Source organism: Levilactobacillus cerevisiae (assembly GCF_003946245.1).
Lineage (GTDB): Bacteria > Bacillota > Bacilli > Lactobacillales > Lactobacillaceae > Levilactobacillus > Levilactobacillus cerevisiae.
In genome coordinates this window covers 1-11,685 of the sequence record NZ_RHNN01000046.1, presented here as the reverse complement: position 1 = coordinate 11,685, position 11,685 = coordinate 1, and the positions used below count along the sequence as shown (strand labels likewise).

Below are 11,685 nucleotides of genomic sequence, written 5' to 3'. Positions count from 1 at the left end.
TTCATGGCCTTTTTGACTAGTCTGAATAAAGAACTGGTCTAGTAGAGCAGGTGTTGCACTTCAATTTTAAATCGAGGTAATTTTAGTTTCATCCAATCAGATTTTTCTTCTAGAATTGGTACGACTAAGTCTAGCATACGGGGATGACACATTATGTCGTTAGTGGTGTCCGGTCAGTCATTAGAACGGCTACGCGAGTTAAGCTCATAAGCATCGTTTTAACATCCAAAACTATTAGGGGACTGCTCAAACTGAGCAATTTCCTTTTTTAAGTTAACTCAGTGGCCAAGCAGTCGTATTTTAGAAAAGACCCGGACCGGCTTATTATATTGACTTTCCCACCATGCCTACAGCGCAAAAAAGAGCCCGGGACGGCGGTCCCAAGCTCTCACAACGCTCACGTTATTTTGCCGCCGTCTGAAAATGTTGCCAGATCAGCGCGATGAAGTAAAACACGGCTTCGATGGCCGCGATGAAGAACGACACGGGATAGTTGGTCACGTAGCTGAGCATCAGCCCGCTCCAAACGCCGACCAGGGCCAGGACAATCGCCAAGCCCATCATACCGCCCACCGTGTGGACGAAGTACTTCGCCGTCGCCGCGGGTAACGTCAGGAGAATGAAAATCAGTAACGACCCCACGATTTGGGCCGCCACACTGACACTCAAGGCCAATAGAACCAAGAACGTAATCGATAAGGCGTTGGTCCAGAGGCCCTTGACCTGCGCGCCGGTATGGTCGAATGAGTCAAACTTCAGGAACCGGTAAATCACCAGTACCACTAGCAGAACCAGGATCGACAGGACTAACATCTGGGTCACGTCACTGGCACTGATCCCAATGACACTCCCGAATAAGATGTTGGTCGCGTAGCTGGCGTTTTTATTGGCCAACGAGAGGAACAGGATCCCCAACCCAATAAACAACGCCGAGATGGCACTCGTCGCGGCTTCCCGCCGTTCGGCCCGGACGCTGAGTTGGCCCACGATAACCGAACTGACCACCGTAAACAACAGCATCCCACTCAACGGCGTCCACCCGGCAAAAATCCCGAAGGCCGCGCCGGAGAAGCCGATTTCGGACAGCGTATGGGTCAGGAAGGACATGTTGCGGGCAATCACGAAGACACCCATAATCCCGCAAATAATGGCAATAATCGTCCCGGCCGCAAACGCGTTGCGCATAAATTCGTAACTAAACACGTTCACCCCTCCAAACCTTTTCGTCCGTCAGTGTCGCAATCGGCCCCTGTTCGGTGCCTTGCGGCGTCAACATCAAGAAGTGCTGGCTGTACTTGCGCGCCAACGGAATGTCGTGGGTGACGAACAGGACGGTCAGGCCCTGTTCGCGGTTCAACCACTGGACCAAATCGAGTAATTCGGTCTTGGTCACGGGGTCCAAGCTAGCCGTTGATTCGTCGAGGATCAACAGGCTGGGCGCTTCCACCAAGGCCTGTGCGAGGTAGGCTTTTTGCTTTTCCCCACCAGACGCCTGACCGATCGGCCGGGTCGCGATTTTTTCCAGCCCGGTCTCCCCCAGGATCTTGGTGACCCGTTGCCGTTCGTCACGACTGAGCCAGGGGAGTTTCCAGCCCGTCAGGTTCAGGCCCACGAAGTCGCGGACCGTTAACGGGTACTCCGCATCGATGTTCCGAAATTGGGGCACGTAGCCGATGCGCAGGCTGGGGTCATAGACGACCTCGCCCGTGGTGGGGCGCAATTGGTGCAGAATCGTCCGCATCAGGGTCGTTTTCCCGACCCCGTTTTCCCCAACGATGCTCCAGAATTCACCGGGGCGCACCGTCAGAGTCAGATCGTTAAAAACGGGGTGGCCCGGAAAGGTCATCCCCAAGTGTTTCAGTTCTAAGATTGCTTGTGTCGTGGTCATTCAGCCGTCCTCGCTTCCTGTTGAATCCGTAAGACTTGCCGATACTGGCCCGCCATCCAGTCGCGGTAGCTGGTGTGCACCGGCATGGTCTCGGTGACCTTGACCACCGGCACGTGGTACTTGTGCGCCAAGCGTACCATGGTCGTCACGTTGTTACTGGAATTTTGGGTATTCTCGACGAAAAAGGCAATTTTGTGGTGTTTGATCTGGTCCTGCAACTGGGTGATGTCAGCCGGCGTGGGATCACTGTCCTCTTCGATTGCCTGGGCAAAGTGGTTATCGCTGACGCGGTACCCCATGGCGTCTAACGCCAGGCTAAACACCGGTTCACTCACGGCAACTGTCTGTCCGTGGGATTGCTTTTTAATCCGTTGGACCAGCTGGGGCAGGACCTGTAGCTGGCGTTCGTACGCCGCCCCGCGCCGTTTGAAATCGGCCGCGTGGGCCGGGTCCAGCTTGCTGAACTGTTTAACCAGCTGGCGGGTCATGGTGATCATCAGCTGCGGGTCACTCCACAAGTGCGGATTGTCCCCCATCTTGCGGCCAATCAGGTTGCCCAACGTGAGGGTGTGAATCTGCGAATGGGCGTTGGCCGCGACCAACCGTTCCATCCAGCTATCATACCCCAGCCCGTTTTGAATCACGACGTCGGCCTTGGCGACCGTCTTGGCCGTGGCGATATCGGGTTCAAAACTCTCCGGGTCGATGCTGGGACTATTGATCACCGTGGTGACCGTCCCCGCCGAGCCTAAAATTTTCTGCGCCGCTTCGCCATAAAAGTCCAGGCTGGCTACGACATGAATGCCAGTCGTTTTCGTCGTGGTTCGTTGGTGAGAGGTCGTTCCGCAACCACTGAGCATTAGGAACAACGTCCCCATTACCAGCAAAACCACCGTTAGCCATCTTCTGCGCCGTACAAGATCCATCTCTTTCCGTCTTAAAATTCTGTAAATGATAACTATTACCATTTACCAGTTTATCGGATTTTGAAAGTTTGTCAATCTTTTTCTTAATTGTCCTAATCAACGTACGGCGCCAAGAAGGCGGCCACCTTTTGGTCGTAAACGGCCGGATCTGCCGCGCGGGTCATGATGTGCGCCGCACTCGGGTGCCGGTACTTTTGCTTCGGGCCGCCCGCGGCCTGGTACAGGACGTCCAGATTTTCAACGGGGACGGTCTGGTCATTGGCCCCTTGAATGAAGAAGATCGGTAAGTGGGTCTGCCGGACTTGGCCAACAATGTCCCCGTCCTTCAGCCGATAGCCCGCGTCAAACCGGGAGTACTGGTTGGCCAGGTCCATGGTCGGTCGAGCCGGTACGTGGTACTTATGGTGTAACCGGAACCGGGCCTCCGCATAAATGGACGCGTACCCGGAATCAGCAATGACCGCCTTAACATTGGCCGGCAGATTTTCACCGGAGACGGCCAGGACCGTTGCAGCCCCCATCGAGATCCCCATCAAGACAATCTGGACGTCGTCCCCCCGCAGATCGATCACCCGCTGAATCCATTGCTGGTAGTCGCGCCAGTCCAGCCAGCCGTAACCGATGGTGTTGCCTTCGCTTTCACCGTGGGCCCGCGCATCGGGCATCAAGACGCTGTACCCGAGGCTTTCAAAGAGTCGGGCGTACGGCACCATTTGTTCGCGGGAATGCCCCAGCCCGTGGGCCAGAATCGCCACCCGGTTATGGACCTGCTGGTCGTTGTTCAAAAACGACGCCCGCAACAGGAGGCCGTCTTGACTGGTGATCTGCCATTCACGGGGTTGCTGCATCAGATACCACGCGTTGTCGGCAGCCGTGTTTTCCGTGATCGACCGTTGCCGGGACTTTTGTCGGCCCTTCGCAAAGGACTTCATCCCCACGTTATAGACCACCGCCGTGCCCGCCAGCACACCGGCCAAACTGGTCGCAGCCAACGCCGCCGTAATATCTGCTAATTTTTGCCAAGTTTTTGTCATCCTGTCTGCACTCCTTTAAGGGTTTATCGTTAATTCCACCTTACCCGAAAATTTCACCAGTTGCCAACCTTTACCACTCAATTTAACCAGAAAATAAACCGGTTGGGGGTTCAAGTTATCCCTCGCTGACTACGCCACCTCCTTCACTAATCAGTCGGGCCTTATCTAGCAGCCACTACTTTGTGTCACACAGTATGGTAGGTCACATTCCCAGCTACCCGAAAGTTGACCCCCTGGGCACCGGTTGGGACTATGCTGGGGGCATTCTTTAGAAGGAAGCGACCGCACCATGTCAGTGCTCATACATAATTCACTTTACCGTCTCTACTTTTTGACTGGTACGCTGAGTGGCCTAGGATCCACGTTATTCAGCATCGTCTTTGTCATTTACGCCCGGCACATGCCAGACCCCAAACTCGCCGTAATCATCGCCTCGATCCTGGCCACCCTCCCCATGGTTTTTATGATCGTCATGGGGTACTTTGCCGACCAGACGGCCAACCACTTTCAGCAACAACTCAAAAACCGTCTGATTCTCGGCGGCCTTTACCTGCTAGTCGGTGGCCTGATGAGTCGGCCCGCCAGTTGGCCCATCTTTAGCCTCTTGCTGGCCCTGGATGTGGTCAGTAGTCTAATTGGCACCTATAACGGACTGGTCGGGGTTCCCGTGGTCAAGGATATCGTGGCGCCGGAAGACATTGCAGAATCCGAAGGCCTCAGTAACGGCGTCAACGTCCTGGGCGTTGCCCCGCCAACTTTCGGCCAGGCCGGCACAGTTGGCATCGTTTTGAATGCTGACGGGCAATCCCAGCGCCGTTTGGAGGGCTTCCTTGATGGGGAAGCCATTCAGGTAGTTGACCGCGCTGGTTCCGGAAATCTTGCCGGCAACCGTGTCAACACTCCCCGGCAGACTAATGGCCACGCCCCGAAAAGCAAGGTCATACCGCCGACGCACCGTTAACAGGGTTGCCAACAGGTCGGGCCAATTTTTGGGCGTATCAAAGCGACCCTTGCGTTGAATCCGCTGGTCGGCCCACACGCCGTATTTCACGGTCGTGCCGCCAATGTCAATGACCAGTAACGGTTCAGTCGGTGGTAACTGTGTCATGCGCGACACCTCCTACGGGATCAAGGTCGGTACCATTGGTGGCAATCACGTGTTGGTACCAGTAGAAGGAGTCCTTCTTGTACCGGGCCAGACTACCCGACCCGTCGTCGTTGCGGTCAACGTAAATGAACCCGTAACGTTTGGACAGTTGCCCAGTGCTAGCCGAAACAATATCGATGGCACTCCACGGTGTGTACCCCATCACCGGTACGCCGTCTTCCTTCATAGCTAGCTCCATCTGTTCAATGTGGTCGTGCAGGTAGGTGATCCGGTAGTCGTCATGGACGTGATGGTCGGCCGTCAGTTGGTCGATGGCCCCAATCCCATTTTCCACGATAAACAGGGGCAGATGGTACCGGTCATTCAGCCAGTTCAACGAGTAGCGCAGACCCTCGGGGTCCACTTGCCAGCCCCAGTCGGATTGAGGCACGTAGGTGTTGGTGACCAGGTCGGTCGATTCGTTGTAGGAGAACTGCGGGTCCTCGTGGTCGCTGGCCGCGGTCGCAAAGGACATGTAGTAGCTAAAGCCCAAGTAGTCGACCGTGCCGCGTTTGAGGTTGGCCAGGTCGGCCTTGGTGATGTCCAGGTCGTAGCCCTTGGCGTCGAAGTACTGGGTCAACCAGGTCGGATAAGTCCCTTCAACTTGCACGTCTGAGAACCAGAACCGGGCCTGCATCGCGCGTTGCGCCTTCAGCACATCGCTGGGTTTATCCGTGGCGGGATACACCGGCGACATGGCAATCATGGCCCCGATTTGGAAGTCCGGATTGATCTGGTGACCAATTTGCACGGCCAGGGAACTGGCAACGACCTCGTAGTGGCCGGCTTGGTACATCACGGCCTCGGCGTTCTCCCCCGGTTCGATTTTGATACCCGAGTTGGTAGGCCCGATCGTAGTTACTTTGGTTGTTGATTTCGTTAAAGGTCAACCAGTACTTGACCTTATCCTGATAGCGTTCGAAGACGGCCCGAGCGAAGCGGGTAAAGAAGGTCACGACCTGCCGGCTGCGGAAACCCCCGTATTTGGTGACCAGGTGGTACGGCATCTCAAAATGCGAGAGCGTGACGACGGGTTCGATATGGTACTTCAGGCACTCATCAAACAACCGATCATAAAATGCCAACCCCGCTTCGTTGGGTTCCAATTCGTCCCCCTGTGGGAAGATTCGGGACCACGCAATCGAGGTCCGGAAGCACTTGAAGCCCATTTCGGCAAACAGCTTCACGTCTTCGGGATATTGAATGAGAACTCTTAGTGGTCTAGGTAGAAAGATGGGCATGTCTTCAGAAGCCCTGGACACCATTTTTGAAGAATTCACAAAAGCACTGCCTAGTAGTCTCGCGAGACTACTAGGCAGTGCTGGATAAAGCTGGGAAAGTATTATTTTGGACCTCAGGCCTTTCGTGATAAGGGCTGAGGGCTATTTTCGTACTTTCAACCTTTAGATAACAACACAAAAAGCTGCAATGTGTCAATCTAAGACAATTATTTATATATGTCAACATCTCAAAAAGCTCTGAATTAACGAAATACTGTTGGCCCAGATATTACCTTTTTATGGACCTATTTTTTACATAGCATACTGTTTTTGGATAACTAGAATAATTTCTTCAATGTATATCACAAACAACCTATTGCGCATAGAAGATGACTAACCCACATAGTGAACTTCGAAGGTCAACTTTTACAACAATAGTAAGCTAGGATCAGTGCAATGGCACCGATCCTAGCTTAAATTAAACATTAGACTAATTGTTTCCGGATTGTAATATACTGTAAAGCTGTTTATACTGACCTAGCATCCATGACTTATAATTTTCACCTTTTGGTAACGTTTCAGTTACTGGCAACACGGGGATTTTATTCTTTTTGGCAAGGTTCACAAAATTATTAACCGTTTTAGAATCTACTTGTTTATTGAAGACGAACAGAGAAATTTTGTGGTTTTCAATACCAGCTTGCATTTGCTTTATAGTTTTGGGAGCATAATCAACGTCATTTTCGGTATCTTCTTCAAAACTGTGATTTGCTACTTTAAATCCCATTGCTTCCAGTGCATAATCAAAAACAGGTTCACTAACATATACTGCCTTATTATTCTGATTACGAGCCATTTTTTTCAGTTTGTCAATTTCCTGATTGACTGGTTTGAGTGAAAGAATATATTTTTGAGCATTTTTCTTAAAGTATTTCTTGTTATTAGGTTGAAGTTTGGTATATTTTTTCACCAACTGATTTACCAGAGTAGGCATGGTAGTCGGCCGATACCAAAGGTGAGGATTATCGCCATCCTTTTTTCCTAGTAAATCGTCACCAACTTTGATATAAATTTGCTCCTTAGTGTTCTTGGCAAGCTTATCCATCCATCCATCATACCCAATTCCATTAGCCACAACGATATTTGCTTTAGACACCTCTTTACCAACGTTAGCAGTTGGTTCGTAATCATGAGGGTCAACATTGGGATTATTGATGACGGAAGTGACAGTTCCTTTATTTCCTAAGACAGCCTTTGCAGCTGCTCCATAAAAATCAGTAGTGGCCACTACGTTAATTTTGTTACTCTGTTGAGTTGTCTTATTAGTTGAACAACCAGCAACTCCAACGGCCAAGATTAGAAATGCTAACGGTAATATCACCTTTTTTAAATGTCTAAACAATTAAAGCTACTCCCCTTCTAAAATAAAATTGCGTTTAAGCAATTATCTGTCATTTTACATTTTTTGTGCATTTGCAACGGCTGACACTATATGCAAGCGTAAAAAATTAGTCAACTCAAAAAGGCTCTCCTAAAATTCAATAGATTCTTGCTAAGATTAGCAATAGTAAGACTAGTGGCTAACCTATCTTTTATACATACCAAATATGTTCTGTATAGGGCGGTAAATATGAAAAAGTTAATTTTTTGTGCCGTTATTTTAGGTTCACAAAAATACTGCGCAGCCAGATCACAAACGATAAGTATAGTACCAATCGTAATGATGGTGCGTAATATAACTAGCGGTTGCTTCCAAAGAGGAATTCTATTGTTAACCATTCCCTCAAGTCCTTAATTAGCTTAACTCGACCCAATCGTATTGACCCACATTTTCAAATTGCCTATGACTTATTGCACATTTTTTTCGCTTCTTTAATAATTTTTAATGCGCGTTTTCTAGTCTTACGATTAGTACTTTTCAAATACCTATACGCACTTGATAAATTTTCTTTTTCCACAATATCTCCTCCATAGATGTCTTCTTACCAACTAGCCTTATGTAGTCCGGGAATTTGGCCTAACAAGGCATACTTGCGAAAGTTCAATCGAGACATACCAAACTTACGCATATACCCTCGTGGACGACCATCCAAACTATCACGATTTCGCAATCGAATTGGGTTAGAATCCTTGGGAAATTTAGAAAGTACTAAGTAATTGCCCTGTGCCTTTGCTTGCTTCCGCTCAAAAGCATACTTGGCAATTAGCTCCTTCTGACGTTCATATCTAGCTATTTTTGATTTTTTTGCCATTCTGATCTCCTTTTATACTCTAATTAACCTCAGTGAACCAAATCCTGCATTTTAGCTTTGGAGAATACTTTTTCAATTTTATCTTCTGAGGTATGTTCTTAGGATTCTTACTTGTCAAATATAGTCTTTCCTTCGTGGTTGTATTGGCCAAGATAATTTGTTTTCGCATTTTTTCACCCCTTTTATTGAATTTACAAAAAATAAGCACTTAATAGACCATGTATATCAATTTCATCAGCTGATGAAATTACAAAACTTACTTGTTTATGATCTAAAAATCCCGTACTAAAATTCCTGTTGCTACAAATGTTATTTGGCCAACTTATGGATCATCTGTCTTCCGTGGCAATAACCTTTCAATGAGACATGATGTGAAAGTACATAATCTTGGAGTTGATTATCCCAATGAATTGCCGGTAATGTTAACTTCTGTGTTGCTCTTCGCTTCAGCTTTCGGGATTTTGATTGACGGTGTGCAGGTGTAGCCAAAAGATCACTTCCTTTTTCTAAAGAGTAACAATTACTATTTAGAATATACCAAAAAAAAATATTGTCAATGTAATTCACAAATTTTAACTCAACCTGACTATTACATTTTTTATTAAGTAATCACCATTATCACAGGCTTTTTTGCTTAAGAGGTAGATTGTAAAATTAATCCGAACGCTGTTCGGACAAAAAGATCAGCCTTCTCTAAAATGGTGTTTACCACAAACCCATCTTTTAGGAGCTGATCTTTTGTCTAGGGTCTGTCCAATATCCAAATGGGTGGTCGGCTGAACCGATCACCGTCCACAATTTCTTATGAAGTATCTCGATGTAAACCTTATCAGGCTGAATTAGCACAAACAGATGCCGAATATAAGCGGTCACAATGTGGTCGAAAAACTAAACTTAGTGCCGAAGTAAAGCAAATAATTCTAAACCATTTACGTTTAAGCTAGTCACCAGAAATGATTGCTCACGAATTCAAACTAGCTACTCAATCTATTTATAATTGGTTAAATCAGGGGAAACTTGATTTGATCTACCTGAACCAACGTTCTAAATATAATCAACCATTAGGCTAGATCAATTGAGCAGCGGCCCATAGTCGTTAATCAACGTAACCGCATCGGTGATTTTGAACTAAATACAGTCGTTGGCCTTCAGGGGCATAGTAAGGCAGTTTTATTAACTTTAATCGATCACAAATCACGGTTCCTTTGGGCATACCGGTTAAAATATCGGATGACAGTGACTGTTAATGAAGCCCTAACTAAGTTCCTAACAACTTTTAATGGTCCTGAGCACAGTTTTACTGTGGATCGTGGTACTGAGACCTATTACTGCCATTCTTATACGCCAGCTGAACGTGGTAGTAATGAACGATTTAATCGGAACTTACGTTATTTTTTTCCTAAAGAAACTCGGTTTGATCACATTAGTGCTCAAGATTTAACGACGACGTTACTCCAAATGAACCAAAGACCGCTTAAAATACTTAACTGGCAAACACCTTATCAGGTTATGTTGCCCAATTTGAACAAAAATTCGGATTAAATTTCCAAACTGCCTCTACCGTAAGTTTTTTTATTTTTGTCTTTAAATAGTAATCGCTACGTTTTATAATGGAACATGCTTATTTTAAATTTGTCAAATTTATTCAATTGTTATCTGACTGAGGCTAGTCTTCCTTTGAAGGAACACCGCACCATGTTAAAAATGTAAAAAGTAGTACCTAATTAAAGTTAGCCATTGCTACTTTAAAAAACACAATGAATTTTTGGACTCCATCCAGTCTAATTATAGGATTCCCATCAAATAATACTCATAATATTTGATATGGTACTTTTTAAGAATAAGGAGATGCATTAACTAAGATTATGATAAAATTTAAAACCCCTCAGATTTTTTCTCTTATTATTAGTCTTTTCATTGCAATATCAATTTTCAGCATAGATAAAGCCTACGCATCCTCATTGGCCATTCCAGATATATCAGAATGGCAAGGTAAACTATCAACAAGCCAGGTTCGAAAATTAAAAAAACAAGTTTCATTTATTATTAACCGTCGCCAATATGGTATTTATCGGCAAGATAAATTTGCCAGTAGCAATACGAAGCTGTATCAAAAATTTCATATTCCTTTTGGTGAATATGATTTTGCTACTTTTCATAATTATCAAGAAGCTAAATCAGAGGCTAGAGAATTCTATTATCGTTCTAATAAGCATACTAAATTTTATGTTTTAGATTATGAACAAAATAATATGAAATATGGAATTACTAACACCGCTGTCAGCGATTGGTATAAAGAAATGCGAAAGTTTACATCAAAAAAAATAATTTTTTATTCATATCAAGAATTTGCAATGAAATATGCTAATCATGCACGGAAAAAATTTAATGGTCAGTGGATTGCAAACTACACAAAAAAGCCGACTATAAAGACTGATCTCTGGCAGTACACAGACAAGAAATATTTACCTGCATTAAAACAAGCAGTTGATTCTAGTGAAATTACCAACTCAAATAAAAATGTAATGTGGTGGACTAGTAATACACCCTTTTAAAAAAACTAGATTCCTTTAAAAGGGTGTTTACCACAAACTTTTAATGCCTTGATAAGCTCGGTCAATGCCAGGATAACATGCGCATTGCCGGAGCTTTTTTGGTACTTGCTCGGATTAAAGTGGCTAATCGTATTATCCACATATATAGCCACAAATGACTACGTACAGGAATTTCCCGTATCCTTTTAATAAGGGAAAATAGATTTCAGGCCTCCGACCGCCTCCACCGGTCCGCAATCTAGCCAGCCGTAAGCGGCTGACAAAAACAAAATAATGCAACGTATTTCTCCATTTTCAGGAACATGTGTTCCTTTTTGCGCTAAAATTGGCTTAACCACTGCTTCACTTTAACCAACTCAATTAATAGCTAATTACGGAGGAAATCATCATGAATACTTTTGAAATAGAAGCCTACATTAATGATCACAGTAGCGTCCTTACCGACTTTCGCAACAAATACTTGAATTTTTCAAACAGCAAAAATGCTAACCGTTCCACCGATAAAAAATGGAGTAACCTGCGCATCGAACGTGAGGCCGACAAAGCTGTAAATAATTTTATCGCACAAATCACGTCAAATATAAGTCCTCGATTTAAAATTGAAGTGCAACACCTGCTCTACTAGACCAGTTCTTTATTCAGACTAGTCAAAAAGGCCATGAA

At 46.0% G+C, this 11,685-nt stretch carries 13 protein-coding genes and 2 pseudogenes; 3 read left to right on the top strand and 12 right to left on the bottom strand.

What is annotated here, in order from left to right; translation table 11 throughout:
• Positions 1–402 precede the first annotated feature (402 nt).
• The 12 genes and pseudogenes from EKM99_RS14905 to rpmF form a co-directional block, all read right to left on the bottom strand.
• Positions 403–1,203 carry a metal ABC transporter permease gene (locus tag EKM99_RS14905; RefSeq protein WP_087129311.1) on the bottom strand — a complete coding sequence of 267 codons (801 nt, stop codon included), beginning with the start codon at positions 1,201–1,203 and terminating at the stop codon, positions 403–405.
• On the bottom strand, positions 1,196–1,888 hold the full coding sequence (locus EKM99_RS14900; RefSeq protein ID WP_087129312.1) for a metal ABC transporter ATP-binding protein: 693 nt from the start codon (positions 1,886–1,888) through the stop codon (positions 1,196–1,198). Before EKM99_RS14900 ends, EKM99_RS14905 begins: the two co-directional genes overlap by 8 nt.
• Positions 1,885–2,814 carry a metal ABC transporter solute-binding protein, Zn/Mn family gene (locus tag EKM99_RS14895; protein ID WP_087129313.1) on the bottom strand — a complete coding sequence of 310 codons (930 nt, stop codon included), beginning with the start codon at positions 2,812–2,814 and terminating at the stop codon, positions 1,885–1,887. The genes EKM99_RS14900 and EKM99_RS14895 overlap by 4 nt, the downstream gene beginning before the upstream one ends.
• A gap of 92 nt (positions 2,815–2,906) precedes the next feature.
• The gene (locus EKM99_RS14890) at positions 2,907–3,848 is read right to left on the bottom strand and encodes an alpha/beta hydrolase (protein ID WP_087129314.1); all 942 of its coding nucleotides are present in this window, start codon (positions 3,846–3,848) and stop codon (positions 2,907–2,909) included.
• A 364-nt stretch (positions 3,849–4,212) separates the two neighbouring features.
• Positions 4,213–4,365, bottom strand: coding sequence for a hypothetical protein (locus tag EKM99_RS15905; RefSeq protein ID WP_164511621.1), 153 nt, complete (start codon positions 4,363–4,365; stop codon positions 4,213–4,215).
• Between the two features lie 114 nt (positions 4,366–4,479).
• A complete protein-coding gene (locus EKM99_RS14885; protein WP_087129315.1) occupies positions 4,480–4,956 on the bottom strand; it encodes an ROK family protein in 477 nt (158 codons plus the stop codon).
• Positions 4,934–6,194, bottom strand: a pseudogene (locus EKM99_RS14880) (6-phospho-beta-glucosidase); the annotation flags it as partial. The pseudogene EKM99_RS14880 and the gene EKM99_RS14885, both read right to left, overlap by 23 nt.
• Positions 6,195–6,705: 511 nt before the next feature.
• On the bottom strand, positions 6,706–7,617 hold the full coding sequence (locus tag EKM99_RS14875; RefSeq protein ID WP_057878486.1) for a metal ABC transporter solute-binding protein: 912 nt from the start codon (positions 7,615–7,617) through the stop codon (positions 6,706–6,708).
• Between the two features lie 439 nt (positions 7,618–8,056).
• Positions 8,057–8,173, bottom strand: coding sequence for a putative metal homeostasis protein (locus EKM99_RS15900; RefSeq protein ID WP_191983324.1), 117 nt, complete (start codon positions 8,171–8,173; stop codon positions 8,057–8,059).
• 24 nt (positions 8,174–8,197) lie between these two features.
• Entirely contained in the window at positions 8,198–8,467 is a 270-nt protein-coding gene (gene rpsN, locus EKM99_RS14870) for a 30S ribosomal protein S14 (RefSeq protein ID WP_057878488.1), read from the bottom strand.
• 19 nt (positions 8,468–8,486) lie between these two features.
• Positions 8,487–8,636, bottom strand: coding sequence for a 50S ribosomal protein L33 (rpmG, locus tag EKM99_RS14865; protein ID WP_057878489.1), 150 nt, complete (start codon positions 8,634–8,636; stop codon positions 8,487–8,489).
• A 140-nt stretch (positions 8,637–8,776) separates the two neighbouring features.
• Positions 8,777–9,034, bottom strand: coding sequence for a 50S ribosomal protein L32 (rpmF, locus tag EKM99_RS14860; protein WP_373880230.1), 258 nt, complete (start codon positions 9,032–9,034; stop codon positions 8,777–8,779).
• A 182-nt stretch (positions 9,035–9,216) separates the two neighbouring features.
• Between rpmF and EKM99_RS14855 the strand changes: the two are divergent.
• From EKM99_RS14855 to EKM99_RS14845, 3 genes and pseudogenes are all read left to right on the top strand, one after another.
• Positions 9,217–10,009 (top strand): annotated as a pseudogene (locus tag EKM99_RS14855) (IS30 family transposase).
• A gap of 323 nt (positions 10,010–10,332) precedes the next feature.
• The gene (locus tag EKM99_RS14850) at positions 10,333–11,022 is read left to right on the top strand and encodes a GH25 family lysozyme (RefSeq protein WP_125584145.1); all 690 of its coding nucleotides are present in this window, start codon (positions 10,333–10,335) and stop codon (positions 11,020–11,022) included.
• A 388-nt stretch (positions 11,023–11,410) separates the two neighbouring features.
• On the top strand, positions 11,411–11,647 hold the full coding sequence (locus tag EKM99_RS14845) for a hypothetical protein (RefSeq protein ID WP_125584144.1): 237 nt from the start codon (positions 11,411–11,413) through the stop codon (positions 11,645–11,647).
• Positions 11,648–11,685 lie beyond the last annotated feature (38 nt).